The following is a 25,176-nucleotide window of genomic DNA, read 5'->3' on the forward strand; positions in this document are numbered from 1 at the left end:
GATCTCCCTCGGTGATTCGTTACGGTGTCAGCCGTGCCAGTGCCTCGGCTGCCGGAACGATGTCATGGATGCGCCGGCTGGTCTCGCCGGCGTAGAGCGCTGACCGGTCCACTGCGGCCGGGTCCATTCCGGCCAACGGCAATGCCGGGGTGTAGAGCGGCACGGCTGTCCGCTGCGCGGCCAGGATCGTCCCCAGCGCGCCCAGCGGCATCAGCCGCCCCAGCGGCGCACCGATCCGGTTGAATGCCCGCACCGCCGGCGGACCGAGTTCATCTCGCGCACACCAGCGTTCGGTGAGGACATTGGGAACGACCCGGTGGGCCAGCGGCCAGCCCACCCCGAACAACATGGTGCGGATGGTTCGTTGCGCATCCAGCACCTTCTGCTTGTAGCCGGGGTGGGCGCGCGACTCCTCGGTGAGCAGAAAGCGGGTCCCGGCGACCGCCCCCACGGCACCGGCGGCCAGCAGCGCCCGGACGTCGTCGGCATCGGCGACCCCGCCTGCTGCCAGCACCGGGGCGCCGTCGGCGGCACCGAGCACCTCAGGCAACGTCACACTGAGCGGTCGATCGGCCACCAGGTGGCCGCCGGCCTCGACGCCTTGGGCCACCAGACCGTCAGCGCCGGCAGCCAGTGCCCGGCGGGTCTGGGCGACATCACCGGCGGTGCACAGCACCGGGATTCGCGCGGCCCGCAGCGCGGCGATCCAGCGCGCGGGAGCGCCGTCGTGAAACACCACCAGGGCGGCACCGGCCGCGATGCACGCGTCGATATGGGCCCGGCGGACGAACGGCACCAGCAGATTGGCTGCCACCGGGCGCCCGCCGGCCAGCGCCACGGCGCGGCGCAGCTCGGTGGCGAAGCTGCGCGGATCGCTGAGCCCGACGGTGCCCAAGCCACCGGCCGCCGATACCGCGGCGGCCAGCTCTGCGCCGGCCACCCCGCCCCCCATTCCGGCCTGCACGACCGGGGCGCTCAGTCCCAGTGACTCCAGCAGGCTCACCGGTGACCGCGCCTTGGTGCTCGGACGGTGACACAGCACCGCCGCTCCGACGGGGTCAGCGTGGCCCGCCGCGGCGGTTCGCCGGTGCCTTCCAGCATGCCCTCGATCAGTTGCAGGTTGAGACCGCACACCGCCTCGGTGTAGCGACGCGCCAGTCGTTCGAACGGACAGTTGCGCAGCTCGATGTCGCCGGCGTCGTTGACCGCCGGCTCGTAGCCGAATTCCCGGAGGGCCTGCCAAACGCCGTGTTCGCTCGCCTCGGCCCGGCCCGCCCGGCGGGCCGCCGCCGAGACCGCCGAGCGCACCGCCCCCGCGTCGTCGTCGGCCATGGCGGTGACCAGCAGGTCGGCCAGCAGCCGGTAGTTGCGGGGCGGCACACTCACCGACAGCTCGTCCCGGGTGCGGGCATAGCGCTTGGCGGGGCGCCCGGCGCCGGGACCGGAGCGGCCGGCCGGCCGCGCGTAGCTCACCGACAGGATCCCGGCCTCGGCCAGCTTGTCGAGGTGGTAGGCGGCCAGTGTGCGGCTGATGCCGGCGGCGGTCGCGGCCTGCTCGCGGGCTACCGGCTCGTCGCACGACGCCACGTAATGATAGAGCCGCTGCCGTACCGGATCGTCCAGGCTGCTCAACCGGGTCAGCGGATCCGGGTGGCCGCGGCGGGGGTAGCTCATCGTCCCAATGTAACACCAAAAATAATTGACAAATAGGGTCTGACGCCGCCAATCTGAACGCAACGATGATCGTCGATGGAGGATTGAGATGTCGGTAGCCGTCTACGCCGAGCTGCGAGTCGCCGATCGGCCGGTGCCGGACCTCGAGGCCGCCGAGCGGGCCGCCGCGGCGCTGCTGCACGCGCTGGGCATCTCCACCGCCGGCGAAGCGCTTCGGAACACGCCACGGCGGATGGCGCGGGCCTACGCCGAGATGTTCACCCCGACGCCCTTCGAGGCCACCACCTTCCCGAACGAGGAGGGGTACGAAGAGCTGGTGCTGGTGCGTGACATCGGGTTCCGGTCGGTCTGCGAGCATCATCTGCTGCCGTTCACCGGCACCGCCTGTGTCGGCTACCTGCCCGGTGACCGGCTCCTGGGCCTGTCCAAGCTGGCTCGGGTGGTCGATTACTTTGCCTGCCGGCCGCAGGTGCAGGAACGGCTCACCAAGCAGGTTGCCGACTGGCTCACCGACCACCTGCAGCCGCGGGCCGTCGGGGTAGTGATCCGCGCCGAGCACACCTGCATGACGTTGCGCGGCGTGCACGCCGGCGGGTCCACGACCGTCACCTCGACCCTGTCGGGCACGCTGCGAAGCGACGACCGTTCCCGCCGGGAGTTCTTCTCGCTGGCCGGCATCGGCAGCACCGGGTAGCCGCCGAATTGCCCCGTCAGACTTTGCGGATGACGGTGACGACTTTGCCCAGCACCACCGCGTCGTTGCCCGGAATCGGGTCGAAAACCGGGTTGTGCGGCATCAGCCATACCTGACCGCCGGTGCGCTTGAAGGTCTTGACGGTGGCCTCGCCGTCGATCATCGCGGCGACGATGTCGCCGTTGTCGGCGACGTTCTGCTGGCGAACCACCACCCAGTCGCCGTCGCAGATCGCGGCGTCCACCATCGACTCACCGACCACCTTGAGCAGGAACAGCTCGCCTTCGCCCACCAACTCGCGGGGGAGTGGGAAGACGTCCTCGACCGCCTCCTCGGCCAGGATCGGGCCACCGGCCGCGATCCGGCCGAGCACCGGAACGAAGGTGGGTTCGGGCAGCGCATCCGAGCCGGCGACATCGCTGCGCGGCGCCGCGTCGGAGCCGGTCGACTCCTCCGGGCCGCGGACGTCGACGGCACGGGGCCGATTGGGGTCACGGCGCAGATAGCCCTTGCGCTCGAGCGTGCGCAGCTGGTGGGCGACCGACGACGTCGACGTCAGGCCGACGGCATCGCCGATCTCGCGGATGCTCGGCGGGTAGCCCCGCTCGCTCACCGAGGCGCGGATGACGCTCAGAATGGTGCGCTGCCGCGCGGTAAGCGTCGAGTCGGGCGCTGGCGCTGTCTTGCTGCTGTCGCTCATAGGGGCGAATCTAGTCGCCTTGCCGACATTAATCAAACATGTGTTCGAGGTGTGTCGGGCGCACGTTCGAACCGCCGGTCGGCTGTCGGACCCTTTCGCTAATGTTTTCGACAACGAATCGATCACATGTTCGGAAATCGAACATACAATCGATTACTATTCGAACAGTCGAGCGAACAGGGTCGCCGACGCCGAGTGAGGGAGAACCGCACATGATGCTCATCGACACGTTCGCTCCGACGTTCGACCCGGCCGAGCGCGCGCCGGTGGGGCCCCGGCGGCGCCCCGTCACGTCAGGGCGGGCGCACGCGGTTCACACCCGCCCCGCGCGAGTGGTGCGGTCGCGGCCGGACGGTGCGCCGCTGTCGCATCGCGGTACCGGTGTGCTGATGTCGCGCACGGCGCATCGGCCCCGCCCCACCAAACCGATCACGCCCGCGACGACCGTGGTGCTCGCCCTGATCGCCGCGGGAATCACGGTGTGGCTCGGTCTCATCGCCCAGTTCGGTGCGACAATGGCCGACGGCGGGTCCGCGGTGCCCGGCGAGCTGGGCGTGGTGCGGGTCCAGAGCGGCGAGACCCTGCAGCACCTGGCGGCCCGGGTCGCACCCGACGCGCCGACGAGCCAGGTCGTCGACCGGATCCGCGAGCTCAACAGTCTCGAGTCGGCGGCGCTGGGTGCCGGCCAGACGCTGATCGCGCCGATCGGCTGAGCGGCCGTCGATGTCCGGCCGGTCGCGGCATGCGGGCAGCACGGCGCGCCGCCCGGCACCCGCGCAGGTACGCTCACAGTTGTCCCAGTGGCCGGGTTTGCCGCAACGCGTGCAGGTGTCCGGCTCTCGGCACGGCGAAGGAGCGGCCATGCATTGCCCGTTTTGTCGCCATCCAGACTCCCGGGTGGTGGATTCCCGCGAAACCGACGAAGGCCAGGCCATCCGCCGCCGTCGGTCCTGCCCGGAATGCGGGCGGCGCTTTTCCACCGTGGAGACCGCGGTACTGGCGGTGGTCAAGCGCAGCGGTGTCACCGAGCCGTTCAGCCGCGAAAAGGTCATCAGCGGGGTGCGCCGGGCGTGTCAGGGCCGCCAGGTCGACGACGATGCGCTGAATCTGCTGGCCCAACAGGTAGAGGACGCGGTGCGGGCGGCGGGCTCACCGGAGATCCCCAGCCACGAGGTGGGATTGGCGATTCTGGGTCCGCTGCGCGAACTCGACGAGGTCGCCTACCTGCGTTTCGCCTCGGTGTACCGCTCGTTCTCGTCGGCGGCCGACTTCGAGCGGGAGATCGAAGCGCTGCGTGAGCACCGCCAGGTGCCCACCACCGGTTGAGGCTCGCGGCGCCGCGGCACGCACTACGCTGGCCCAATGGCACCAGAGCTGCACCCGAACCTTGTGGAGCTGGCACCGCTGCTGGGCACCTGGTCGGGCCGGGGACGCGGGGTATACCCCACCATCGCCTCGTTCGACTACCTCGAAGAGGTGACCTTCTCCCATGTCGGTAAACCGTTTCTGGTCTACGGCCAGAAGACGAAGTCGGCGGCTGACGGACTGCCGCTGCACGCCGAGACCGGCTATCTCCGGGTGCCCCAACCCGGCCGGATCGAGTGGGTCCTGGCGCACCCGAGCGGCATCACCGAGATCGAGGTGGGCAGCTACAGGGTGACCGCGGACGGTATCGAACTCGAGATGTCGGCGCCGACGATCGGGCTGGCTCCCACGGCCAAGGAGGTGACGGCACTGAGCCGCCGCTACCGCCTCGCGCGTGACGAGTTGTCCTACACCCTGGACATGGGAGCCGTCGGGGAGCCGGCGCAGAACCATCTGACCGCCGCGCTGCGGCGAACGGGGTAGGCCCGCCCGTCAGGCGGTGCCGTCGTCGCCGCGGTCCTTCCTGGCCTCCTGGGCCAGGAACCGCTCGAACTCGGCACCGAGTTCGTCGGCGCTGGGCAGCTCCTCGTCGCGGGCCAGCAGCGAGCGATTCTCCTGGGCGGCGATGAAGGCGTCGTACTGGCGTTCCAGCGCCGTCACCACTTGCGCCACCTCGGCGCTCGCCTCGACCTGTTCGTCGATCTTGGCCCGGATATCGGCCGCGGCCCGGCTGAGTTCGGTCAGCGGCAGCTGCAACGAGCCGGTTTGTGCCGCCTGCCGCAACAGTGCCTCGGCGGCCTCGGGGTAGTCGGTCTGTGACACATAGTGCGGCACGTGCACGGTGAACCCGACCACCTCGTGGCCGTGCTGGGCCATCCGGTACTCCAGCAGGTTGGACGCACTGCCCGGGACCTGCACCTCGGCGATCCACGGAGTGAAGTCGGCGATCAACTCGCGGTTGTTGGAGTGCGCCGTCAGCGTCACCGGGCGGGTGTGCGGGACCGCCATCGGGATGGTGCCCAGCCCGATGGTCCGCCGCACGCCCAGCCGCTCGGCCAGCAGCCGGACCGCGGTGATGAACCGCTCCCACTTGAGGTCCGGCTCCATGCCGGCCAGCAGCAGAAACGGCGTCCCCGCACTGTCACGCAACGCGTACAGGCTCAATTCGGGTTCGGCGTAGTGGGTGAAGTGGTCGGTCTTGAACGTCATCACCGGCCGGCGGGATCGGTAGTCGAGCAAGTCGTCGATGGCAAACGACGCCACCAGTTCACTGTCGAGGGCGGTCTTGAGGTGGCTGGCCGCCAGCCGGATCGCATGGCCGGCGTCGGAGAAACCCTCCAGCGCGTGGATCAGGACCGGACCTTCGCCGTCCGGCGATGTCAGCTGCGGCGCCGGAACCTCAAGTTCGTACATGCCGCCCTGCTGGGCCTGGTAGTGCCGGTCCCGGTCGGAGCCGGTGTCCGGGTGCTCGGCCATTGCCTTCGCCTCCTCGTCGTGCGGATCCCGATGCGGATCGCGCGGTCCATTTTCCCTTACGTCAGGCCGCACCGGAAAACGGTGCGCGGATGTCATCGAAAACGCCCGGTCACCCCGGCCCCATTCCCGACGGGATCGGAGTTCGCCCAACGAGGAATTCCCGCCTCGGCGGCTGCCCACACCCCCGAGCAGCAGTCGGCTCACAGTTGCCGGTTCATCCACAATGCGGTCGCAGACGCCACGTGGGCGCGCTCCGATGACGGTGGGCGTCGTCAACGTTGCTGCCATGACGACGAAGCAACCCGAATTCACTCTGAACCGCCCGGCAGCGCTGATTGCGGCGCTGCCGGCCATCCTCGGCTTCGTGCCGGAGAAATCCTTGATCCTGGTGTCGGTCGACGGCGGCGAGTTGGGCTCGGTGCTGCGGGTCGACCTGTCCGACGGCATCGCTGACACCGTCGGCCAGCTCGCCGATGTCGCCGCGGCCGCCGCCCCGGCCGGGGCCATCGTGGTGATCGTCGACGCGGCAGGGGCGTGCTGCCCGGTCTGCAACGACGAGCACCGCCGACTGGTCGACGCGCTGTCGCAGGAGTTGTCGCGCAACGACATCGCGCTGCTCGGCGCGCACGTGGTCGACCGGGTGGCGCACGGTGGGCGCTGGCACTGCATCGATGGCTGCGGCGCGGGCGGCCCGGTCGACGACCCGGAGGCCTCTCCGCTGGCCGCTGCCGCCGTGCTGGAGGGCCGGCGGCTCTATCGGCGCCGGGCGGATCTGCAGGCGGTGATCATCCCCGACGACGCGGCGCGCCGTGCCGCGGTGGCAGCGGTGATCGACGATCATGCGGCGGACCGGGCCGCAGCGAGCCAGGCCGATGGACGTCGCCAGGCCCGCCGCGACGTCGAGCAGATGCTGGCAGCCGTCGCCGCGCTGGCCGCCGGCCGGGAGCCGAGCGAACCGGAGCTGGCCCGGCTGGGATGCTCGCTGACCGACGTGCTGGTACGGGACACGCTGTGCGCGTTGGCCATCAGCGAGCACGCCGCCGACGCGGAGACGCTGTGGTCGATATTGGCCCGCACGCTGCCCGAGCCGTGGCGGGCCGACGCGCTGGTGCTGCTGGCGTTCAGCGCCTATGCGCGCGGTGACGGACCGCTGGCAGGGGTGTCGCTGGAGGCAGCGTTGCGCTGCATGCCGGACCACCGGATGGCGGGTCTGCTCGACACCGCGCTGCAGTCGGGATTGCGGCCCGACCGGATCCGCGGGCTGGCTGACACCGGTTATCGGCTGGCCGGCCGGCTCGGTGTGGCGCTGCCGCAGCGGCAGGGTTTCGGTCGACGGGCCGGCTGAGACGAACCGGTCAGACCTTCTGGACCTTGACGGCGTGTGCCATCGCGTACGGCAGGCTGACGTCGGTGTGGCCGGGCATGACGATCGTCACGCCGTCCTCCGCGTCGGCTTCGACGGTCACCCGGGCGTTGGGCACCACACCGGCGTCCTTCAGCCGGGTGATCAAGTCGATGTCACCCTGGACGTGTTCGGTGAGCTGGCGAACCACCACGGCCACCGGCGAGCCGGCCGGCAGCTCGGTCAATCGCACCAGGTCGGTCTCTCGCGGCCCGGCGTCCGAGCCGAAGCCGAGGTCCGGCAGGCCGGGAATCGGGTTGCCGAACGGTGAGGTCGTCGGGTTGTCGAGCACCTTGACCAGGCGGCGCTCGACATCCTCGCTCATCACGTGCTCCCAACGGCAGGCCTCGGCGTGCACCTCTTCCAGCGGCAGCCCGATGATGTCGACCAGCAGTCGCTCGGCCAGCCGGTGCTTGCGCATCACCGAGACCGCCAGGGCGCGGCCCTTCTCGGTGAGTTCGAGGTGACGGTCACCGGCCACCCGCAGCAGGCCGTCGCGTTCCATGCGAGACACCGTCTGGCTGACGGTCGGGCCACTTTGCTCCAGGCGCTCGGCGATCCGAGCGCGCAGCGGCGTGACACCCTCTTCCTCAAGGTCATAGATCGTCCTGAGGTACATCTCGGTGGTATCAACCAACTCGTTCATTCGGGCCCTTCCGTCCCCGACGAGTCTACTTGGCGGCGGCTGCGTGGTCAGCCAGCGACAGCTGACCGGCCCGGGCGCTACGCGGCTGCGCCGGGCCACCGCAACGGTATGCGGTGGCCCGGCGCAGAGGTCGTGTCAGCTGGCGTACGAACGCAATCGATCGGCGCGTTCGCCGTGCCGCAGCTTGGCCATCACCTCACGCTCGATCTGGCGGACCCGCTCGCGGGAGAGGCCGAACAACTTGCCGATCTGATCCAGCGTGCGGGGCTGTCCGTCATCGAGGCCGAACCGCAGCCGGATCACCTGGTGCTCACGCTCGTCCAGGGTCGCCAGCACACTGCGGATGTCGGTGTGCAGCAGTTCGGAGATCACCGCGTTCTCCGCGGACATCGCCTCGGAGTCCTCGATGAAGTCACCCAGCGGCGCCTCCTCGTCGGAGCCCACCGGCATGTCCAGGCTGACCGGGTCGCGGCTGTGCTCCAGCAGGTCGTTGATCTTCTCCGCCGGAATGCCCGATTCGGCGGCGAGTTCCTCGTCGGTGGCCTCACGGCCGAGCTGCTGGTGCATCTCCCGCTTGATCCTGGCCAGCTTGTTGACCTGCTCGACCAGGTGCACCGGCAGCCGGATGGTGCGGCTCTGGTCGGCCATACCCCGGGTGATGGCCTGGCGAATCCACCACGTCGCGTAGGTGGAGAACTTGAATCCCTTTGCGTAGTCGAACTTCTCCATCGCGCGGATCAGCCCGAGGTTGCCTTCCTGGATCAGGTCCAGCAACGGCATGCCCCGTCCGGTGTAACGCTTGGCCAGCGAGACCACCAGGCGCAGGTTGGCTTCCAGCAGATGCCGGCGGGCGGCTTCGCCGTCGCGGACTACGGTGGCCAGCTCGCGCTTGCGCTTCTCGCCGAAGCGCTTGCGGGTCTCCAGCAGGTGCTTCGCGTACAGCCCGGCCTCGATGCGTTTGGCGAGCTCCACCTCGTCGGCGGCGTTGAGCAGTGCGGTCTTGCCGATACCGTTGAGGTACACCCGCACCAAATCCGCGGCTGGACTCTGCGCATCCAGATCGCCGTCGATCCGACTGATGGTGGCATCTGCCTTTGCCATTACGGCCTCCCGTTGATCGGCTTCAGCTGTCACACGTGTCAACGTCCGACACGGGTGCAGAGTTCCCGCCCGATCGCTTTTCCACACCACTTGACGTGCGGGAATACGCCGATGACTTTGAGAATGTGCTAAGAACCGGTACCTTGCGGCGGTTCGCCGGCCCCGTCGCCGCCGGAGGGCCCCGGCCCGAACTCAGGCTCAGAACCCGGCTCGCGACCGGCCGATTCAGGCTGCGGCGATCGCGGACGTTCCAGCTCGCGGCGCGGCGCGGTGGGGAACAGTGGCGTGCGCGTCGGGGCGGCGTCGTAGCGCCGCGGCTCATCGGCGCTGCGGGGCGGCCGGTCATTGGCGATCAGCACCGCGATCCACGGCAGCGGTATCGAGGCGATCAGGATCGCCAGGGAGATCCAGCCGTTGTGCCAGATACCGTAGGCGACCGCGGCCAAGATCAGCGCCGGAACCCGGAACGCCATCAGCGTCAGGTACTTACGTACCCGCTCACGGTGCTGCTGTTCGAAGGACGGGGCGGCCGCGGTGATGAGCACCGGCCGACCGTCGTCGTCGAAACCCAGCTCGGGGCCGTGCTTCATCACTCCACTGTCGCACACGGACCGGCCCGCAGCCACGAAGGGTTTTAAGATCCGCTGAGTTCCGGGCACAATGGGGCAATGGGCATACAGACCGACACCCTCGAACGCACCGATGCCGAGGAACGCGTCGATGACGGGACCGGCGACGACACCCCCAAACACTTCCACTACGTCAAGAAGGACAAGATCGCCGAGAGCGCGGTCATGGGCACCCACGTGGTGGCCCTGTGCGGCGAGGTCTTCCCGGTAACCAAGTCGGCGAAGCCCGGATCGCCGGTCTGCCCGGACTGCAAGCGGATCTACGCGACGCTCAAGAAGAGCTGACCGGCTCGTTCACCGGCTGGTCGCCGGGGTCGCTGCGGCCCGTCCGGGACACCAGCCAGATGCGCAGCTGACGCAGGTGGGTGGCCTCCGCCGGCCATTCCTCCTGAATGGCGGCGTTCAGTTCGGCGCCCAGCATGATGGCGAAACCGAGCAGAAACGCGAACAGCAGGAATGCGATCGGCGTCGCCAGCGCACCGTAGGTGTAGCCGGTGCTGGTGATGTAGCGCAGGTAGACCCGCAGCCCGAGGGTGGCCACGACGAACACTGTGGTGGCCAGCAACGCCCCGATCACCAGGCGGTGTGACGGCAGCGGTTTGGGCAACGAGACCCGATAGAGCACGGTCACCGCCAGCAGTAGTCCCAGCACCAGCGTCGGGTAGTAACCGAACCGCAGCAGATCTGTCCACCGCGCGGGAAGGTGCTCGGCGATCGCGTGGGGCCCCAACGCGGCGAACGGCGCCCCGGCGACTGCGATCACCAACATCGCCACATACAAGCCCAGCGCGAAGAACCGTTGCCGCACCGGATGGCGCAGCGGGGTCTGATCGTGTGCCTCGACCACCGAGTCGACGAAGGCCGAGATCGCCGAGGACCCGGCCCACAGCGAAATCACGAAGCCCAGCGACACCACCTCACCGCGCGCGTTGGAGACGATGTCGCGCACGGTGGGTTCGATGATCTCCACCACCACGTTCTGCGAGAAGAAACTGCTGGCCATCCCGATCAGCCGATCCTGGATGGTGGCCAACGTATCCGGGCCGAACAACGGCGCCACATACGAGAGGCTACCCAGCATCCCGAGCAGCAGCGGTGGCAGCGACAGCACCGACCAGAAACCGGCCTGCGCCGACTCGGCGAAGATGGAATCGTCCCAGCTCTTCACCAAGGTGCGGCGTGCGATGCGCAGCAGGTGATGCCGGGAAGGTTTGGGGATTTGGTCAGCCATGACCAGCCCAGCATTCCTGACGAATGGTGCTAGCGCCCAATTCCCTCCGTCGGGCGTGTTGCGCGCGGATCCGGGGCTGCGATCGGCTAGTCCCCGGCGGGGGCGCTGACCTGCAACACGGCGGCCAGCTCGATCAGCTTGGCTTCGTGCTCGTTGGCGTGGTGCTGGCAGAACAGCAACTCGGCTCCGGAGGGCAGCGTGGCTCGCACTCGGGCGGCGGCACCGCACCGGTCGCATCGATCAGCCCGAGTGAGTTCGGGACTGGTCAGAGTCGCGTTCATGGGCTCCTCCGTTCTCGCGGGTCTGTCAAGTGTGTCAGACGCTCGGGCGTTCGGCGTTGTTCCCCGCTTCGGCTGTGTCGTGTCTCACCCCTCGCGCGGCGCTGGGGCAGGATCAGCAGCGATGGAACACGACATTCTGGTACACCTGTGCGGCACCCGGGATTGGGCGGCGGCGCGGGCGTCCGGTGCGCTGCGCCCGGAATCGCTCGACAGCGCGGGGTTCGTGCATCTGTCGACCCCGCAGCAGGTGCATCTGCCGGCCAATCGTCTCTACCGGGGGCGCACCGATCTGGTGTTGCTGCAGGTGGACCCGGCAAAGGTGGCGTCGCCGGTGCGCTGGGAGCCGGGCGTGCCGGGTGACCCCGAGGCGATGCTGTTCCCGCATCTGTACGGACCGCTGCCCGTCGACGCGGTGATCGGCGTCACGGCGTATCGGCCCGGCCCGGACGGTGCGTTCGGGCCGGCGGATTGAGGTTGAACGGGGTGGTGGGCTTGGCCGCCGACGCCCGGGTGAGTTCGCTACGGGCGAACGTGGTCTGAGCCTTGTTGATCAGCGCGGCGGGCACCCGCGGCCAAGCGGCGGCCACGGCATTCAGCGCGGAGATCACGGCCGGATCCAGCCCGGCCTCGGCCGGAGCCCGGTGACCGTGGCGCACCGCGCGGTTGAGCAGCGCGGCGAAGGTCTGGGAGTCGCCATCGGTCGGCATGCTCGGCGATACTACCGGCGGATCGGTGACCGGGCGTCAAACCGGAGCGGCCACGATGATCGACATCGGGCTGGCGGTCGGCACCACCCGCTGCAGCCGGAATCCCGCCCGGGACAGCAACTCGGCGTATTCGCGCCGGGTGCGTTCCAAGCCGCCGGCCGCCGCCAGCATCTCCAGATCGAGCAGCAGGCCCAGGTGGGCGGGCGCGCCTTCGGGCAGCACCATCTCCAGCAGCAGCAGGGTGCCGTCCGGGGCGATGGCGCTGCGGACGTTGCGCAGAATCGCGCACGAACGCTCGTCGTCCCAGTCGTGGATGACGGTCTTGAGCAGATAGGTGTCACCGCCGGCCGGCACCGATTCGAAGAACGACCCACCGGCGACATCACACCGCGACGTCACTCCGGCGGCTGCCAGGGTGGCCTCAGCCCCGGCCACCACAGCGGGTTGGTCGAACAGCACGCCGCGGGCGCCGGGCGCGGCGCGCAGCACCGCGGCCAGCAGCGCACCGTGGCCGCCGCCCACGTCGACGATCAGTTTGCTGGCGCTGAAATCATATGCGGGAACCGCACTTTCGATCGCCACGGCGGACGCCCCGGTCATCGCATTGTTGAAGACCTGCGCCAGTTCGGGTTCGGTGTCCAAGTAGGAGAAGAACGACATCCCGCGCACTTTGTCGACCGCGGTCTCGCCGGTGCGCACCGAGTGCTCCAGGTGTGACCAGTGTTCCCGGTGCGCCGGGTCGCCGATGAACGCGATCATCGGCGCCACGCTGGCCGGATCATCGGAGACCAGGGCGCGCCCGATGCGGGTCAGTGCGAACCGGCCGTCCCGGCGCAGTTTGAGCACCGATTGACTGGCCAGCGCACGCATCAGCCGGTACGTGGCTGCGGGGTCGGTGCCGACCCGCCGCGCGGTCTCGTCGGCGGTCAGCGGGCCGGTTCGGAGCGCATCGGGGATTCCCAGCCGTACCGCGACGTGCATCGCCTGGGCCAGCCATGCCCCGAATCCCAGTTCCATGACGGCGACACCGGCGGGTACCGCCGCGTGACGCAGTCGCTGCAGGCCGCCGCGCATCGCGGTGAGGGCGGCCAGCAGCGCCGCCGGTGGGGGTTTTGCCACAGCCGGCTAGTCGAGGTAGTCGCGCAGGACCTGGGAGCGGCTCGGGTGCCGCAGCTTCGACATCGTCTTGGACTCGATCTGCCGGATCCGCTCGCGGGTGACGCCGTAGACCTGGCCGATCTCGTCGAGGGTGCGCGGCTGGCCGTCGGTGAGCCCGAACCGCAGCCGGACCACGCCGGCCTCCCGCTCGGAGAGCGTCTCGAGCACCGACTGCAGCTGATCCTGTAAGAGCGTGAACGAGACGGCGTCGACGGCTACCACCGCCTCGGAGTCCTCGATGAAGTCGCCGAGCTGAGAGTCGCCCTCGTCGCCGATGGTCTGGTCCAGCGAGATCGGTTCCCGGGCGTACTGCTGGATCTCCAGCACCTTCTCCGGGGTGATGTCCATCTCCCGGGCCAGTTCCTCCGGGGTGGGTTCGCGGCCCAGATCCTGCAGCAGCTCACGCTGGATGCGGCCGAGCTTGTTGATCACCTCGACCATGTGGACCGGGATGCGGATGGTGCGCGCCTGGTCGGCCATGGCCCGGGTGATGGCCTGGCGGATCCACCAGGTGGCGTAGGTGGAGAACTTGTAGCCCTTGGTGTAGTCGAACTTCTCCACCGCACGGATCAGGCCGAGGTTGCCCTCCTGGATCAGGTCCAAAAACGCCATGCCGCGGCCGGTGTAACGCTTGGCCAGCGAGACCACCAGCCGCAGGTTGGCCTCCAGCAGGTGGTTCTTGGCCCGGTCGCCGTCGCGGCAGATCCAGGCCATGTCGCGCCGGTAGGCGACGGCCAGCTTCTCGCCCTTCTCGGCGTGCTCGGCCATCTTCTGGGTGGCGAACAGACCGGCCTCGATCCGCTTGGCCAGCTCCACTTCCTCTTCGGCGTTGAGCAGCGCCACCTTGCCGATCTGCTTGAGGTAGGCGCGCACCGAGTCGGCAGATGCGGTGAGCTCGGCGTCCTTGCGGGCCTGGCGCAGCGCCTCGGACTCCTCTTCGTCCCAGACGAAATCACCTGAAGCCTTGTCCTTCTCGCTGGGCTCGGCGATCTCGTCGTCGTCGTCGGCAGCCTCCTCGCCGGCCTCCTCGGTCGCCGCCCCGGCGGCCGGCACGGCTTCGTCGGCGCCGGACTCCTCGGCGTCCTCGTCCAGGTCTTCCAGGTTCAGGTCGGTCTCGTCGATGTCCTCGTCGCCGGGCTCGGTGTCCAGTTCGGTGTCGGCGTCCAGCTCCTCGTTCGCGAGGTCGATCTCGGTGTTCTTGGCTGCGCCCTTGGCGCCCCGGGCGGCGGCCTTCTTCGCCGGGCCCCGGGCCGACCGGGTCTTGGGCTTGGCGTCGCCGTCGTCGGCGGTCTTGGCGGCGCTCTTGGTGGCCCCCCGCGCGGCGCTCTTGGTGGCCTTCTTGGCCGGTGCGGCCTTGGTGGCCTTCGCCGCGGTCCGCTTGGCGGGCGCGGCGGCGGTCTTGGCCGGGGCCTTCGCAGTCGACTTGGCGGCGGCCTTGGCGGGTGCCTTGGTGGCACTGCGCTTCTTGGGCTCCTCGGTCGCCGGCTTTGCCTTGCTCGCTGCCACGTCCACCCCTTCGGTCGGACTGACTTTCGGGTCGCAGCGCCGTGCGCCACCGAAAGTGTCGGGTATATCAGATGTCGGCTCTATTTCAGTTGGGTGATCAACTGGGATAGTCGCCGCTATCGGTTAGGCGGCCGCCGCGGACCATTGTAACGACAGCGTGCCGCACCAATCGCTGAGCGGGCGCTATTCAGCGGGTCACGTCGGCCGTGGCGGCCATCGCGGCCCCGACGATCCCGGCGGTGTTCTGCAATGTGGCGGCGACCACCGGAGTCCGGTTGCGCAGCAGTGGCACCCATTCGTCGGCTTTGCGGCTGATGCCGCCGCCCGCGATGATCAGGTCCGGGCACAGCGCGTCCTCGATCGCCACCAACACCTTGGTCACCTGCTTGGACCACTTCTTCATGCTCCAGTTCTTGCGCTCCTTGACCGACGCCGCGGCCCGGTGCTCGGCCTCCTTGCCGGCCACGTCGATGTGCCCGAGTTCGGTGTTGGGTAGCAGCTTTCCGTTGTGGATCACCGCCGAGCCGATCCCGGTGCCGAAGGTGAGCAACACGACGACGCCGGTGTTGTCCTTGCCCGCGCCGAACCGCTCTTCGGCCAGTCCGGCGGCGTCGGCGTCGTTGAGGATGACGACGGGCTGCCCATCGAGCGCGGCCTGGATCGCGGCTTGCGCGTTCACCCCGATCCAGGACTTGTCGACGTTGGCGGCGGTCCGCACCACGCCGTCGATCACCACACCGGGGTAGGTGACCCCCAGCGGACCGGTCCAGCCGAACTTCCGGACCACCTGGGCGACGGTCTCGGCGACTGCGGCGGGGGTCGCGGGGCTCGGTGTCGGCAGTTTGTAGCGTTCGCCGATCAGTGCACCGGTGTCGAGGTCGACCACGCCGCCTTTGATGCCGCTGCCGCCGACATCGACGCCGAAACCGCGTCGTTGCGGTCGCCCGTCGCCGGTCGCGGCAGCGGGCGCGACGGGCGGGGAATCGGTCGGGTCTGTGCCGGTCATGGATCTCCTCGGCGGGTTGTCAGCAGGTACCGGAATGGATCTTGGTCAGCAGTGCCGGGTCGGGCAGCCCGGTGGCGTCCGGACGCAAGCCCGCCAGCGCCGCCTCGATGTCGTCGCTGTGGGCCAGGCTCACGAAGTCGCTGCCGACCGCGAGGTCGACGGAGTCATCGAGGCGGTCGTCGCGGAACAACTCGGTGCACGGCGCCACCAACCAGAGGGCCGCAGCGGCGGCCTGTCCCGCCTCGCCGAAGCGGATCTGGCCGTTGCAGTCCAGCCGGCCGTTGGCGTAGACGGGGTCGTTGGCGGCGGTCGGCTGGGCGAAGCCGTCGTCGCGTAGGGCGTCGGCGACGTCGGCGGCCTGCCCGGCGCGGCCGCTGGCGTTGAGGACGCGCGCTTTGATGTCGGCGAGTTTGGCCGGCGTGGTGGTGATCATCGCGGCGCGGGGCACCTGGGTGCCCAGTCGCGGCTGGTCGGGTTCGGTGGGCGCCGGCGGTGCGTTGCACACCGCAACCTCGTGGATGTCGGCCGGTCGGGTCAACGCCACCGCCCATGCCACCGCGGTCAACAGGGCCAGGGCGGCCAGGGCGTAGGCGGCGGGGCGGTAATTGCGTCGCCGGAACGGCAGACCATGCTTGTCGAACTCGGTACCGGAAGTGATTTGCGTGACCACGTACGCACTCTAGAGGGCGCGGGCGGCCCCGACGGCCGTGGTCAGCAAGGCGATGTGACGTAAATCACACTTGATCTTGGCGTGATCCGGGCACGAATCATTTGGTGGATGCGTTCGACGCTGGTACAAAGCTCGCGCAGGGTTACCGAGGGGACTGAGGGGAGAAGACGATGGCTACCGACTACGACGCCCCGCGGCGCACCGAGACCGACGACGTTTCTGAGGACTCGCTCGAGGAGCTCAAAGCGCGGCGGAACGAGGCGCAATCCGCCGTGGTCGACGTCGATGAATCGGAATCGGCCGAGTCCTTCGAACTGCCCGGCGCCGACCTGTCCGGGGAAGAGTTATCCGTGCGCGTCGTGCCCAAGCAGGCCGACGAGTTCACCTGCTCCAGCTGTTTTCTGGTTCAGCACCGCAGCCGGCTGGCCAGCGAGAAGAACGGCGTGATGATCTGCACCGACTGCGCGGCCTGACCCGTACCGTCCCTCAACCCTGCAAGGCTGCCAACACGCGCTGCGGATGACGGCAGCTGACCAGCCAGTACGGCGTCGGGTCGTCGGGATCGTCGAGCACGATCAGCACCATGGGTCCCACCCAGCCGCGATGCACGACGTAGGCCGCCGGATCGAGTTGGCGGCCCAGCGCCGCCGACTTGGCCGACTGCGGAACCTCCGCGGAACGGGCGATCACGCCGGCCGGCAGGTGCGCCTCGCCCACCCAGAGTTCGACCTCGCCGTCGGTTTCGACGACGCGGACCTGGATGCGTCCCAGCCACAGCAGGGCGGCCACGGTGATCGCGAAGAACACCGCGAACGGCAGCCAGCCCGGCAGGCTGCGCAGCCCCAGTCGCACCTCGTAGGCCATCAGCCCGTTGCCCACGAACCCCAGCGGCCACCACCACCAGGGCACCCACAGTTGCTCGCGGTACCGCACGGTTTGCGATGCCCGGTGGTTCACACGCGATCCCGACATCCGGTTAAGAGTAGTCTTGCGCCTCGTGTCGCCCAGTCTCGCGGTTGTTCGCCTGGATCCTGATCTCCCGCTGCCGAGCCGTGCCCACGCCGGCGACGCCGGCGTCGACCTGTACAGCGCGGTCGATGTCGAACTGGCCCCGGGCCAACGTGCGCTGGTGCCCACCGGTATCGCGGTGGCGATTCCGTTCGGCATGGTCGGCCTGGTGCACCCGCGGTCGGGTCTGGCTGCGAGGGTGGGTCTTTCGATCGTCAACAGTCCGGGAACGATCGACGCGGGTTACCGCGGTGAGGTTAAGGTGGCGTTGATCAACCTGGACCCGGCGACCCCGATCGACATCCACCGGGGGGACCGGATCGCCCAGCTGGTGGTGCAGCGGGTCGAGCTAGCAGAACTGGTCGAGGTGACCTCGTTCGACGAGGCCGGCCTGGCCGGGACCACCCGGGGCGGTGACGGCCACGGCTCGTCGGGCGGGCACGCGAGTTTGTGACGGCTGGTGATGGCAGAAGTGACGAAGATGGGCGGCTGTGATGGCATTCGGTAGGGGCAAGAGCAAGGTGGGCGGCGACGAGCCGACGCGCGCCGAGCCGGCACCCGAGGAGCTGGAGGACCTCGACGAGGACGCGGGCGAGGAGCTCGAGGGCCCGTTCGACATCGAGGATTTCGACGACCCGGCGGCTGCGGCGACGGCCCGGCTCGACTTGGGTTCGGTATTGGTGCCGATGCCCGCAGGGGCCCAGGTCCAAGTCGAGCTCAGTGAGGCGGGCGTGCCCAGCGCGGTCTGGATGGTGACGCCCAATGGCCGGTTCAACATCGCCGCCTACGCCGCGCCCAAGTCGGCGGGGCTGTGGCGTGAGGTCGCCGCCGAGCTTGCCGAGGCGCTGCGACGGGACTCCGCGAGCGTCAGCGTCATCGACGGCCCGTGGGGTCGGGAGGTGGTCGGATCGGCGGCCGGCGCGGTCCGGTTCATCGGGGTCGACGGCTATCGCTGGATGGTGCGTTGCGTGGTCAACGGCCCGCACGAGTCGTTGGAGGCGCTCTCCCAGCAGGCGCGAGATGCCCTGGCGGACACCGTGGTCCGGCGTGGCGACACTCCGCTGCCGGTGCGTACCCCGTTGCCGGTGCGGCTGCCCGAGCCGATGGCCGAGCAATTGCGTGCCGCCGCGGCCGCGCAGGCCGCCAGGGGCGCGGCGCCCGGTGGTGGTCAGCAGCCCGGGGGAGTCCAGCCCGGCCCCGGCGGAGATGTGCCGCCGCCCGCGCCGACTGCTCGCCGCAGCGCGGAGGGATCCGCGATGCAGCAGTTGCGCACCATCACCGGCGGTTAGCGAGGCTCGACGCAGGAGAGCCGAAGCTGGACCGCCGAATCAAAGCCCGGCGGTTAGCGAGGCTCGACGCAGGAGAGCCGAAGCTGGACCGCCGAATCAAGCCCCGGCGGTTAGCCGCGTATCCAGCCGATCAGCCCGCCGCGGCGATCAGCGCCGTCAGGCAAGCGGCGCCCAGGGCGGCCGGGTCGGCACCGAGCTGTGCCAGCGTCACCGTGCGTAGCGCCGCCTGTGGCGCGGCGGATACCCACTCGGTGGCAGTGTGCAACGGATGGACCGGGTCGTCGACGGCCGCGGTCACGCCGAGCGGCGCCGTCAGCGTCGCCAGCTCGGCGCGGGTCGGCGCCGTATAGGCCGCAGCCTGCTCCAGCGCGTCGGGCAGCAGCGGCCACTGGGCGGTCCACGACCGGGTCAGCTCGTCGGCGAGCCATGCCGGGCTGGACGCCCGCATGCGGGCCACCACCGCCGGCAGGCCGTCCCGGCGCAGCTCCTCGGCGCTGAGGCGGGCGGCGTGCGCGGCCGGTGCGCCATCGGGGGCACCCGTCCATGCCGGCAGCGCGGCCAGCACCCCTCGCACTCGCCCGGGATGCCGCAGCGCCCAGGCGGCGGCCACCGCCGCGCCGATCGACACGCCGCCGGCGATGATCGGGACGCCTCGCGAGGCCGCGGAGTCCAACGCGGCCAGGTAGCCCTCGACGAGGCCGTCAGGTTGCGGCCGGTGGACCACCAATTCGGCGCCTACCTGCTGCAACGGTCCCGAAAACACCCGGTGGATGTAGTCGTCGTCGGATCCGGTTCCCGGCAGCAGGACTGCCGTCACACCGTGCAAATCGAATGCCACCCCTCGATGGTGCCGGGTGCTGCTCGGCGACCCGTAGGCCGGTCGTTGTGGCATTAGGTAATCAACAGGTCTACCCTAGCGTGCGCACACAACTGAGGGAGAGTGCAATGGCTGCGCCCAAAGGCTATCTGCGCCGGCTGACTCGGAGACTGACCGAAGACCCCGAGCTGCGTGATGTCGAGGAACTGTCCGACGAGGCGCTCAACACCGGCGCGCAGCGCGCCATCGACTGCGAACGCGGTCAAGAGGTCACCATGGTCGGGGTGCTGCGCAGCGTGGAGGCCAACGCCAAGGGCTGTGTGGGCGGGGTCCGCGCCGAGCTGTTCGACGGCACCGACACCGTGACACTGGTGTGGCTGGGGCAGCGCCGCATTCCCGGAATCAACTCGGGCCGCACGCTGCGGGTGCACGGCCGGCTCGGAAAGCTCGACAGCGGCTGCAAGGCCATCTACAACCCCCACTACGAAATCCAGCAGTGACGGCCGGAGACCGTCAGGCCGGCGTGACGATGACCGGCGAGTTCGGCGCCCAAGGGCCGCAGCGACTGCTGGACCAGATCGGCGGAGTGTCCGGCCTGATCTACTCGTCGCTGCCGATCGTGGTGTTCGTGCCGACCTCCAGTCTCTTCGGGCTGCGAGCCGCCGTGGTGGCGGCGCTGACGGTGGCCGCGGCAGTGCTGGCCTGGCGGCTCATCCGCCGGGAATCCACCCAGCCGGCCGTATCGGGGTTCTTCGGGGTGGCGGTCTGTGCCCTGATCGCCTACCTGATGGGCGACTCAAAAGGTTATTTCCTGCTCGGCATCTGGACGTCGCTGGCATGGGCGCTGGTCTTCGCCGGATCCATCCTGATCCGGCGACCGGCGGTCGGCTACATCTGGAGCTGGGCCAGCGGGCAGAGCCGGGCCTGGCGCGGGGTGCGGGCGGCGGTCTACGCCTACGACGTCGCGACCCTGACCTGGGTGCTGGTCTTCGGTTCCCGCTTCGCGGTGCAGCGGCTGCTCTACGACGCCGACCAGACCGGGTGGTTGGGGGTGGCCCGCATCGCCATGGGCTGGCCGCTAACCGCGCTGGCGGCGGTGGTGACCTATCTGGCGGTCAAATACGTGCAGCGGGCACTGGACGAGCAGCCGGTCTCGCACCCGGCAGACGACCGCGGGCCCCGGTCAGGGCGCCGGTAGCAGCAGCTCGCGCAGCGCGTCCTCGACGCCGGTGGACGCGACGAACAGCAACTCGTCGCCGCCTTCCAGCGGCTCGTCGTCCTGCGGCACGATCACCCGGGTGCCCCGCAGGATCGTCACCAGTGCGGCGTCGCGGGGCAGCGTCAACTTGCGCACCGGCTTGCCGCCCCAGGGGGTGTCGTCGGGCAGCGTGATCTCCAGCAGGTTGGTGTCGCTCTTGCGGAACTCCATGAGCCGCACCAGATCCCCGACCGCGACGGCCTCCTCGACCAGCGAGGCCAACATCCGCGGCGTGGAAACCGCCACGTCCACGCCCCAGGCATCGGTGAACAGCCATTCGTTGCGGGGATCGTTCACCCGGGCCACCACCCGGGGAACGGCGAATTCGGTCTTGGCCAGTAGCGACAGCACCACATTGGCCTTGTCGTCTCCGGTGGCGGCGATGACGACGTCGAAGTCCTCCAGGTGCACCGATTCCAACAGACTCAACTCGCAGGCGTCACCGAGATGCCACTGTGCCTCGGCGATGTCCTCGACGTCGATGTGCTCCGGATTGCGCTCGATCAACGTCACCTGATGCTCGCTGTCGAGCAGCTCCCGTGCGATCGACCGGCCGACAGCCCCGGCTCCGGCCACCGCGACCTTCATTTGTCCAGGTCCTCGCTCGGCGGCAGCGCCGCGATCGCGATCGCCTCGGCGACGCGGCCCGACACCGCGACGATGTACACCTGATCGCTGGCCTGAATGACGGTCTTGGGCTCGGGCAGGATGCCGGTGCCGAACCGGATCAGGAACGCCACCCGCGCACCGACGGCCGCTTCCAGGTCGGTGACCGGGCGGCCGATCCAGTCCTCGTGCAGCACCACCTCGGCCACCGCGACGGTGCCGGTCGGGTCACGCCATTTGGTCGTCTCGCTCTCCCGGGTCAGCGCGTCGAGCAGCCGGTCGGTGGTCCAGGGCACGGTGGCGATGGTCGGAATCCCAAGCCGCTCGTAGACGGCGGCCCGCTTGGCGTCGTAGATCCGGGCGACCACCCGCGCCACGCCGAACGTCTCGCGGGCCAGCCGCGCGGCGATGATGTTGGAGTTGTCACCCGACGAGACCGCCGCGAACGCGCCGGCCTCCTCGATGCCGGCGCGCAGCAGCACGTCGCGGTCGAAGCCCATGCCCAGCACCCGTTCGCCGTTGAACTCCGGGCTGAGCCGGTTGAACGCGGTGGTGTCGCGGTCGATGATGGCGACCTCATGGCCGATCCGGGACAGTCCGTCGGCAACCGAGGCGCCCACCCGGCCGCATCCCATGACAACTACCCGCACGTGCACGGTCCTTTCGGCTGGTTTCGGCTGGTTTCGACTGCAGTCGTGCCCGTATTCGGTGAACGCTACCGCCAGCGCCGGCCTGGCTTACCCTTGGCTCTCGTGTCGAAGATTTCCACCGCTGCTCGCCGGCTGGTGCTGGGCCGGCCGTTCCGCAGCGATCGGCTCAGTCACACCCTGTTGCCCAAGCGTGTCGCGTTGCCCGTGTTCGCCTCCGACGCGCTGTCCTCGGTGGCCTACGGGCCCGAAGAGGTCTTCTTGGTGCTGTCGGTGGCGGGCATCGCGGCCTACCGGATGACACCGTGGGTCGGCCTGGCGGTGGCGTTCGTGTTCATCACCGTGGTGGCCTCCTACCGTCAGAACGTGCACGCCTACCCCTCCGGCGGCGGTGACTACGAGGTGGTCACCACCAACCTGGGCGGCACCGCGGGCCTGACCGTCGCGAGTGCATTGATGGTGGATTATGTTCTGACCGTTGCTGTTTCGATCTCCTCGGGGGTCGCCAACATCGGCTCGGCGATACCCTACATCGCCGACCACAAGGTGGCGTTCGCGGTGGGTACCGTCGTCGTGGTGGCGGCGGCCAATCTGCGCGGCATCCGGGAATCGGGCACCGCGTTCGCCTTCCCGACCTATGCGTTCATGATCGGGGTCTTCGCGATGCTGGGCTGGGGGCTGTTCCAGATCTTCGTGCTGGGTCACCAGCTTCAGGCCGACTCGGCCTCGTTCAAGATCCACTCCACCCAGGGCGAGATGGTCGGGCTGGCCCTGGTGTTCCTGGTGGCGAAGTCGTTCTCGTCGGGGTGTGCGGCGCTGACCGGGGTGGAGGCGATCAGCAACGGCGTGCCGGCGTTTCGCAAGCCGAAGTCGCGCAACGCCGCCACCACCTTGCTGATGCTGGGCGTGATCGCGGTGACGCTGATGATGGGCATCATCGTGCTGGCCCGCCAGACCGGTGTGAAAATCGCCGCGCGGCCGCACGAACAGCTGATCGGGGCGCCGGCGGACTACGACCAGAAGACGCTGCTGGCGCAGTTGGCCGAGACGGTGTTTCGCGGCTTTCCGCCCGGTCTGTGGATCATCGCCGGCGTGACCGCGCTAATCCTGGCGCTGGCCGCCAACACCGCGTTCAACGGTTTCCCGGTGCTGGGATCGATCCTGGCCCAGGACCGGTATCTGCCGCGTCAGCTGCACACCCGTGGTGACCGGCTGGCCTTCTCCAACGGCATCGTGTTCCTGGCGGTCGTGGCCATCGCCTTCATCGTGGCGTTCGGGGCCGAGGTGACTGCACTGATCCAGCTCTACATCGTCGGGGTGTTCGTCTCCTTCACCTTGAGTCAGATCGGCATGGTCCGGCACTGGAACCGATTGCTGCGCACCGAAACCGATCGTGCGGCCCGCGCCAAGATGGTGCGTTCTCGGGTGGTCAACACCATCGGGTTCGTCGCCACCGGGACCGTGCTTCTCATTGTGATCGCCACCAAGTTCCTGGCCGGCGCCTGGATCGCGATCGTCGCCATGTCGGTGCTGTTCGCCATGATGAAACTGATCCGCCGCCACTACGATGCCGTCAGCGAGGAGCTGGCGGCGCAGTCCGCCGCCCTCGAAGACCAGGCGGTGTTGCCCAGCCGCAACCACGCCCTGGTCCTGGTCTCCAAGCTGCACCTGCCGACCCGCCGTGCGCTGGCCTACGCGCGGGCCACCCGCCCGGACACTCTGGAGGCGATCACCGTCAATGTCGACGACACTGAGACCCGGGCCCTGGTCCGCGAATGGGAGGACAGCGATATCACCGTGCCGCTCAAGGTGATCGCGTCGCCGTACCGGGAGGTCACCCGGCCGGTGCTCGAGTACGTCAGACGGCTCAGCAAGGAGTCGCCGCGCACCGTGGTGACCGTCTACATCCCCGAATACGTGGTGGGCCACTGGTGGGAGCAGGTGCTGCACAACCAGAGCGCGTTGCGGCTCAAGACCAGGCTGCTGTTCATGCCGCAGGTGATGGTGACCTCGGTGCCCTGGCAGCTGAACTCCTCGGAGCGCCGCAAGGAGTTGGCGCCGCATCACGCCCCCGGCGACACCCGGAGAGGCTTCACGGAGTGACCGAACTGATCCTGGACGTGGGCCCACCGGCCAACGGGGGCAGTTGTGTGGCCCGCCATGACGGTCGGGTGGTATTCGTGCGCTACGCGCTGCCCGGCGAACGGGTGCGGGCCCGCATCACCGCCGAGCGCGGCTCGTACTGGCACGCCGAATGCGTGGAGGTGCTCGAAGCGGCGGACGGGCGGATCGCCTCACTGTGTCCGATCGCCGGCGTCGACGGCGCCGGCTGCTGCGACCTGGCGTTCGCCGAGCCTGCCGCGGCGCGGGCGCTCAAAGCGGAGGTGGTCGCCAACCAGTTGGGCCGGCTCGGCGGCTACGACTGGCACGGCGAGGCCGAACCGCTGGGTGAGGACGGCCCGACCGGCTGGCGCAGCCGGGTTCGGCTGGAGGTCGGCGCCGACGGACGGGCCGGATTTCACCGATATCACAGCGACAAGCTGGTCACCGATCTGCGGTGCGGCCAATTGCCCGCCGGGATGACCAAGGGGCTGGCCGAGCAGACTTGGCGACCGGGCGATCAGCTGCACGTGGTGACCGACGACGACGGGGTCCGGCATGTGGTGAGCACCAGCCGCAACCACCGTCCGCAGGTCCTCGAGGGCGACTATCACGCCACCCAGTGGGTCGGCCGCCGACGCTGGCGGATCCCGGTGACGGCGTTCTGGCAGGCGCATCGCCGGGCGGCCGCCCTCTACAGTGCGCTGATCTCCGACTGGGCGCAGCCGGAGGCGGGCATGACCGCCTGGGACCTCTACGGCGGGGCCGGGATCTTCGCTGCGGCACTGGCTGACGGAGTGGGGACCTCCGGCGAGGTGGTCAGCATCGACACCTCACGGGCCGCGACGGCCGCCGCCCGGGCCGCACTCGTCGATCTGCCGCAGGTGTCGGTGCGCACCGACTCGGTGCGCCGGGCGCTGGCCGCACAGCCGAGGGCTGCCGACGTCGCGGTGCTGGACCCGCCGCGCGCCGGCGCCGGCCGTGAGGTGATCGAGGCGCTGGCGGCCGCGAAGGTGCCGCGGCTGGTGCACATCGGTTGCGAGGTCGCGGCGTTCGCCCGCGATATCGGGCTGTATCGCGATCACGGGTACGCCGTCGAGCAGATCCGGGTGTTCGACGCGTTCCCGCTCACCCACCATGTGGAGTGCGTGGCGCTGCTGACGCGAGCTTGAGCCGCTCCCCGCGAGCAGCTATCGGGGGGCTGC

Annotated in this window: 32 protein-coding genes; 14 read left to right on the forward strand and 18 right to left on the reverse strand. The window is 69.4% G+C overall.

The window, feature by feature from the left end:
* Positions 1-19 precede the first annotated feature (19 nt).
* A complete protein-coding gene (locus G6N19_RS17820) occupies positions 20-1,003 on the reverse strand; it encodes an NAD(P)H-dependent flavin oxidoreductase (RefSeq protein WP_083037493.1) in 984 nt (327 codons plus the stop codon).
* Positions 1,000-1,674 (reverse strand): helix-turn-helix transcriptional regulator, encoded by a 675-nt coding sequence (locus tag G6N19_RS17825; RefSeq protein WP_193465377.1) that lies wholly within the window; start codon positions 1,672-1,674, stop codon positions 1,000-1,002. The genes G6N19_RS17820 and G6N19_RS17825 overlap by 4 nt, the downstream gene beginning before the upstream one ends.
* Before the next feature lie 88 nt (positions 1,675-1,762).
* On the opposite strand from G6N19_RS17825, the gene folE reads away from it, so the two are divergent.
* Positions 1,763-2,368, forward strand: coding sequence for a GTP cyclohydrolase I FolE (gene folE, locus G6N19_RS17830; protein ID WP_193465378.1), 606 nt, complete (start codon positions 1,763-1,765; stop codon positions 2,366-2,368).
* 16 nt (positions 2,369-2,384) lie between these two features.
* Here the strand turns inward: folE and lexA are convergent, their stop codons facing one another.
* Positions 2,385-3,068, reverse strand: a complete 684-nt coding sequence (gene lexA / locus G6N19_RS17835; protein ID WP_013829389.1) for a transcriptional repressor LexA — start codon at positions 3,066-3,068, stop codon at positions 2,385-2,387.
* Between the two features lie 212 nt (positions 3,069-3,280).
* Between lexA and G6N19_RS17840 the strand changes: the two genes are divergently transcribed.
* The 3 genes from G6N19_RS17840 to G6N19_RS17850 all read left to right on the forward strand — a co-directional run bounded on the left by G6N19_RS17840 (position 3,281) and on the right by G6N19_RS17850 (position 4,916).
* Positions 3,281-3,781 carry a LysM peptidoglycan-binding domain-containing protein gene (locus tag G6N19_RS17840; protein WP_193465379.1) on the forward strand — a complete coding sequence of 167 codons (501 nt, stop codon included), beginning with the start codon at positions 3,281-3,283 and terminating at the stop codon, positions 3,779-3,781.
* Positions 3,782-3,929: 148 nt separating this feature from the next.
* On the forward strand, positions 3,930-4,394 hold the full coding sequence (nrdR, locus tag G6N19_RS17845; RefSeq protein WP_041319945.1) for a transcriptional regulator NrdR: 465 nt from the start codon (positions 3,930-3,932) through the stop codon (positions 4,392-4,394).
* A 36-nt stretch (positions 4,395-4,430) separates the two neighbouring features.
* On the forward strand, positions 4,431-4,916 hold the full coding sequence (locus G6N19_RS17850; RefSeq protein ID WP_041318153.1) for a peroxynitrite isomerase: 486 nt from the start codon (positions 4,431-4,433) through the stop codon (positions 4,914-4,916).
* A 9-nt stretch (positions 4,917-4,925) separates the two neighbouring features.
* Here the strand turns inward: G6N19_RS17850 and G6N19_RS17855 are convergent, their stop codons facing one another.
* Positions 4,926-5,909 carry a proteasome assembly chaperone family protein gene (locus tag G6N19_RS17855; protein WP_193465380.1) on the reverse strand — a complete coding sequence of 328 codons (984 nt, stop codon included), beginning with the start codon at positions 5,907-5,909 and terminating at the stop codon, positions 4,926-4,928.
* 286 nt (positions 5,910-6,195) lie between these two features.
* On the opposite strand from G6N19_RS17855, the gene G6N19_RS17860 reads away from it, so the two are divergent.
* Complete coding sequence (locus G6N19_RS17860) at positions 6,196-7,254, forward strand: DUF4192 domain-containing protein (RefSeq protein WP_083037467.1); 1,059 nt, start codon at positions 6,196-6,198, stop codon at positions 7,252-7,254.
* Positions 7,255-7,264: 10 nt separating this feature from the next.
* On the opposite strand, the gene G6N19_RS17865 is transcribed toward G6N19_RS17860, so the two are convergent.
* The 3 genes from G6N19_RS17865 to G6N19_RS17875 all read right to left on the reverse strand — a co-directional run bounded on the left by G6N19_RS17865 (position 7,265) and on the right by G6N19_RS17875 (position 9,648).
* On the reverse strand, positions 7,265-7,957 hold the full coding sequence (locus G6N19_RS17865) for a metal-dependent transcriptional regulator (RefSeq protein WP_013829383.1): 693 nt from the start codon (positions 7,955-7,957) through the stop codon (positions 7,265-7,267).
* A gap of 135 nt (positions 7,958-8,092) precedes the next feature.
* Complete coding sequence (locus G6N19_RS17870; protein WP_013829382.1) at positions 8,093-9,058, reverse strand: sigma-70 family RNA polymerase sigma factor; 966 nt, start codon at positions 9,056-9,058, stop codon at positions 8,093-8,095.
* 128 nt (positions 9,059-9,186) lie between these two features.
* Entirely contained in the window at positions 9,187-9,648 is a 462-nt protein-coding gene (locus G6N19_RS17875) for a DUF3099 domain-containing protein (RefSeq protein ID WP_193465381.1), read from the reverse strand.
* 84 nt (positions 9,649-9,732) lie between these two features.
* On the opposite strand from G6N19_RS17875, the gene G6N19_RS17880 reads away from it, so the two are divergent.
* Complete coding sequence (locus G6N19_RS17880) at positions 9,733-9,972, forward strand: DUF3039 domain-containing protein (protein WP_193466434.1); 240 nt, start codon at positions 9,733-9,735, stop codon at positions 9,970-9,972.
* On the opposite strand, the gene G6N19_RS17885 is transcribed toward G6N19_RS17880, so the two are convergent.
* Both G6N19_RS17885 and G6N19_RS17890 read right to left on the reverse strand, forming a co-directional pair.
* Positions 9,959-10,918: a YihY/virulence factor BrkB family protein gene (locus G6N19_RS17885; protein ID WP_193465382.1), complete on the reverse strand. Its 960-nt coding sequence runs from the start codon at positions 10,916-10,918 to the stop codon at positions 9,959-9,961. The two genes, G6N19_RS17880 and G6N19_RS17885, sit on opposite strands and share 14 nt — an antisense overlap.
* A gap of 86 nt (positions 10,919-11,004) precedes the next feature.
* The gene (locus G6N19_RS17890) at positions 11,005-11,199 is read right to left on the reverse strand and encodes a DUF7455 domain-containing protein (RefSeq protein ID WP_041318146.1); all 195 of its coding nucleotides are present in this window, start codon (positions 11,197-11,199) and stop codon (positions 11,005-11,007) included.
* Positions 11,200-11,320: 121 nt separating this feature from the next.
* Between G6N19_RS17890 and G6N19_RS17895 the strand changes: the two genes are divergently transcribed.
* Positions 11,321-11,671, forward strand: a complete 351-nt coding sequence (locus G6N19_RS17895; RefSeq protein WP_193465383.1) for a DUF952 domain-containing protein — start codon at positions 11,321-11,323, stop codon at positions 11,669-11,671.
* On the opposite strand, the gene G6N19_RS17900 is transcribed toward G6N19_RS17895, so the two are convergent.
* The 5 genes from G6N19_RS17900 to cei form a co-directional block, all read right to left on the reverse strand.
* The gene (locus G6N19_RS17900; protein WP_083037465.1) at positions 11,622-11,906 is read right to left on the reverse strand and encodes a hypothetical protein; all 285 of its coding nucleotides are present in this window, start codon (positions 11,904-11,906) and stop codon (positions 11,622-11,624) included. The genes G6N19_RS17895 and G6N19_RS17900 overlap by 50 nt on opposite strands.
* A 36-nt stretch (positions 11,907-11,942) precedes the next feature.
* Positions 11,943-13,025 (reverse strand): acetylserotonin O-methyltransferase, encoded by a 1,083-nt coding sequence (locus tag G6N19_RS17905; RefSeq protein ID WP_232062423.1) that lies wholly within the window; start codon positions 13,023-13,025, stop codon positions 11,943-11,945.
* 6 nt (positions 13,026-13,031) lie between these two features.
* Positions 13,032-14,570: an RNA polymerase sigma factor gene (locus tag G6N19_RS17910; RefSeq protein WP_013829374.1), complete on the reverse strand. Its 1,539-nt coding sequence runs from the start codon at positions 14,568-14,570 to the stop codon at positions 13,032-13,034.
* 187 nt (positions 14,571-14,757) lie between these two features.
* Positions 14,758-15,576 carry a polyphosphate--glucose phosphotransferase gene (gene ppgK, locus G6N19_RS17915; protein WP_013829373.1) on the reverse strand — a complete coding sequence of 273 codons (819 nt, stop codon included), beginning with the start codon at positions 15,574-15,576 and terminating at the stop codon, positions 14,758-14,760.
* 19 nt (positions 15,577-15,595) lie between these two features.
* Positions 15,596-16,246, reverse strand: coding sequence for an envelope integrity protein Cei (gene cei / locus G6N19_RS17920; RefSeq protein WP_013829372.1), 651 nt, complete (start codon positions 16,244-16,246; stop codon positions 15,596-15,598).
* A gap of 170 nt (positions 16,247-16,416) precedes the next feature.
* Here cei and G6N19_RS17925 point away from each other — a divergent pair, with 170 nt between their 5' ends.
* A complete protein-coding gene (locus G6N19_RS17925; RefSeq protein ID WP_013829371.1) occupies positions 16,417-16,719 on the forward strand; it encodes a DUF4193 domain-containing protein in 303 nt (100 codons plus the stop codon).
* Between the two features lie 13 nt (positions 16,720-16,732).
* Here the strand turns inward: G6N19_RS17925 and G6N19_RS17930 are convergent, their stop codons facing one another.
* A complete protein-coding gene (locus G6N19_RS17930; protein ID WP_041318141.1) occupies positions 16,733-17,218 on the reverse strand; it encodes a DUF3093 domain-containing protein in 486 nt (161 codons plus the stop codon).
* A gap of 25 nt (positions 17,219-17,243) precedes the next feature.
* Here G6N19_RS17930 and dut point away from each other — a divergent pair, with 25 nt between their 5' ends.
* Positions 17,244-17,708 carry a dUTP diphosphatase gene (gene dut / locus G6N19_RS17935; RefSeq protein ID WP_193465384.1) on the forward strand — a complete coding sequence of 155 codons (465 nt, stop codon included), beginning with the start codon at positions 17,244-17,246 and terminating at the stop codon, positions 17,706-17,708.
* A 40-nt stretch (positions 17,709-17,748) separates the two neighbouring features.
* Positions 17,749-18,543, forward strand: a complete 795-nt coding sequence (locus tag G6N19_RS17940) for a DUF3710 domain-containing protein (protein WP_041318138.1) — start codon at positions 17,749-17,751, stop codon at positions 18,541-18,543.
* Between the two features lie 130 nt (positions 18,544-18,673).
* On the opposite strand, the gene G6N19_RS17945 is transcribed toward G6N19_RS17940, so the two are convergent.
* Positions 18,674-19,381, reverse strand: a complete 708-nt coding sequence (locus tag G6N19_RS17945; RefSeq protein WP_041318134.1) for a serine aminopeptidase domain-containing protein — start codon at positions 19,379-19,381, stop codon at positions 18,674-18,676.
* Positions 19,382-19,488: 107 nt separating this feature from the next.
* Between G6N19_RS17945 and G6N19_RS17950 the strand changes: the two genes are divergently transcribed.
* Positions 19,489-19,860, forward strand: coding sequence for an OB-fold nucleic acid binding domain-containing protein (locus G6N19_RS17950; protein WP_013829366.1), 372 nt, complete (start codon positions 19,489-19,491; stop codon positions 19,858-19,860).
* A 29-nt stretch (positions 19,861-19,889) separates the two neighbouring features.
* Positions 19,890-20,558, forward strand: a complete 669-nt coding sequence (locus tag G6N19_RS17955; protein ID WP_041319939.1) for a DUF3159 domain-containing protein — start codon at positions 19,890-19,892, stop codon at positions 20,556-20,558.
* Here G6N19_RS17955 and G6N19_RS17960 read toward each other — a convergent pair.
* Both G6N19_RS17960 and G6N19_RS17965 read right to left on the reverse strand, forming a co-directional pair.
* Complete coding sequence (locus G6N19_RS17960; RefSeq protein ID WP_013829364.1) at positions 20,544-21,206, reverse strand: potassium channel family protein; 663 nt, start codon at positions 21,204-21,206, stop codon at positions 20,544-20,546. The genes G6N19_RS17955 and G6N19_RS17960 overlap by 15 nt on opposite strands.
* Positions 21,203-21,874, reverse strand: coding sequence for a potassium channel family protein (locus G6N19_RS17965; protein ID WP_081465529.1), 672 nt, complete (start codon positions 21,872-21,874; stop codon positions 21,203-21,205). The genes G6N19_RS17960 and G6N19_RS17965 overlap by 4 nt, the downstream gene beginning before the upstream one ends.
* 102 nt (positions 21,875-21,976) lie before the next feature.
* Between G6N19_RS17965 and G6N19_RS17970 the strand changes: the two genes are divergently transcribed.
* Complete coding sequence (locus tag G6N19_RS17970) at positions 21,977-23,974, forward strand: APC family permease (protein WP_193465385.1); 1,998 nt, start codon at positions 21,977-21,979, stop codon at positions 23,972-23,974.
* The gene (locus tag G6N19_RS17975; RefSeq protein ID WP_193465386.1) at positions 23,971-25,143 is read left to right on the forward strand and encodes a class I SAM-dependent RNA methyltransferase; all 1,173 of its coding nucleotides are present in this window, start codon (positions 23,971-23,973) and stop codon (positions 25,141-25,143) included. Before G6N19_RS17970 ends, G6N19_RS17975 begins: the two co-directional genes overlap by 4 nt.
* Positions 25,144-25,176: the final 33 nt, after the last annotated feature.

This window comes from Mycobacterium novum (assembly GCF_010726505.1).
GTDB lineage: Bacteria > Actinomycetota > Actinomycetes > Mycobacteriales > Mycobacteriaceae > Mycobacterium > Mycobacterium algericum.

Excerpts from the sequence above, each read along its gene's own strand:
- G6N19_RS17825 (WP_193465377.1), bottom strand. The coding sequence starts at position 1,674 with ATGAGCTACCCCCGCCGCGGCCACCCGGATCCGCTGACCCGGTTGAGC.
- folE (WP_193465378.1), top strand. The coding sequence starts at position 1,763 with ATGTCGGTAGCCGTCTACGCCGAGCTGCGAGTCGCCGATCGGCCGGTG.
- lexA (WP_013829389.1), bottom strand. The coding sequence starts at position 3,068 with ATGAGCGACAGCAGCAAGACAGCGCCAGCGCCCGACTCGACGCTTACC.
- G6N19_RS17840 (WP_193465379.1), top strand. The coding sequence starts at position 3,281 with ATGATGCTCATCGACACGTTCGCTCCGACGTTCGACCCGGCCGAGCGC.
- nrdR (WP_041319945.1), top strand. The coding sequence starts at position 3,930 with ATGCATTGCCCGTTTTGTCGCCATCCAGACTCCCGGGTGGTGGATTCC.
- G6N19_RS17850 (WP_041318153.1), top strand. The coding sequence starts at position 4,431 with ATGGCACCAGAGCTGCACCCGAACCTTGTGGAGCTGGCACCGCTGCTG.
- G6N19_RS17855 (WP_193465380.1), bottom strand. The coding sequence starts at position 5,909 with ATGGCCGAGCACCCGGACACCGGCTCCGACCGGGACCGGCACTACCAG.
- G6N19_RS17860 (WP_083037467.1), top strand. The coding sequence starts at position 6,196 with ATGACGACGAAGCAACCCGAATTCACTCTGAACCGCCCGGCAGCGCTG.
- G6N19_RS17865 (WP_013829383.1), bottom strand. The coding sequence starts at position 7,957 with ATGAACGAGTTGGTTGATACCACCGAGATGTACCTCAGGACGATCTAT.
- G6N19_RS17870 (WP_013829382.1), bottom strand. The coding sequence starts at position 9,058 with ATGGCAAAGGCAGATGCCACCATCAGTCGGATCGACGGCGATCTGGAT.
- G6N19_RS17875 (WP_193465381.1), bottom strand. The coding sequence starts at position 9,648 with ATGAAGCACGGCCCCGAGCTGGGTTTCGACGACGACGGTCGGCCGGTG.
- G6N19_RS17885 (WP_193465382.1), bottom strand. The coding sequence starts at position 10,918 with ATGGCTGACCAAATCCCCAAACCTTCCCGGCATCACCTGCTGCGCATC.
- G6N19_RS17890 (WP_041318146.1), bottom strand. The coding sequence starts at position 11,199 with ATGAACGCGACTCTGACCAGTCCCGAACTCACTCGGGCTGATCGATGC.
- G6N19_RS17895 (WP_193465383.1), top strand. The coding sequence starts at position 11,321 with ATGGAACACGACATTCTGGTACACCTGTGCGGCACCCGGGATTGGGCG.
- G6N19_RS17900 (WP_083037465.1), bottom strand. The coding sequence starts at position 11,906 with ATGCCGACCGATGGCGACTCCCAGACCTTCGCCGCGCTGCTCAACCGC.
- ppgK (WP_013829373.1), bottom strand. The coding sequence starts at position 15,576 with ATGACCGGCACAGACCCGACCGATTCCCCGCCCGTCGCGCCCGCTGCC.
- G6N19_RS17925 (WP_013829371.1), top strand. The coding sequence starts at position 16,417 with ATGGCTACCGACTACGACGCCCCGCGGCGCACCGAGACCGACGACGTT.
- G6N19_RS17930 (WP_041318141.1), bottom strand. The coding sequence starts at position 17,218 with ATGTCGGGATCGCGTGTGAACCACCGGGCATCGCAAACCGTGCGGTAC.
- G6N19_RS17940 (WP_041318138.1), top strand. The coding sequence starts at position 17,749 with ATGGCATTCGGTAGGGGCAAGAGCAAGGTGGGCGGCGACGAGCCGACG.
- G6N19_RS17950 (WP_013829366.1), top strand. The coding sequence starts at position 19,489 with ATGGCTGCGCCCAAAGGCTATCTGCGCCGGCTGACTCGGAGACTGACC.
- G6N19_RS17955 (WP_041319939.1), top strand. The coding sequence starts at position 19,890 with ATGACCGGCGAGTTCGGCGCCCAAGGGCCGCAGCGACTGCTGGACCAG.
- G6N19_RS17960 (WP_013829364.1), bottom strand. The coding sequence starts at position 21,206 with ATGAAGGTCGCGGTGGCCGGAGCCGGGGCTGTCGGCCGGTCGATCGCA.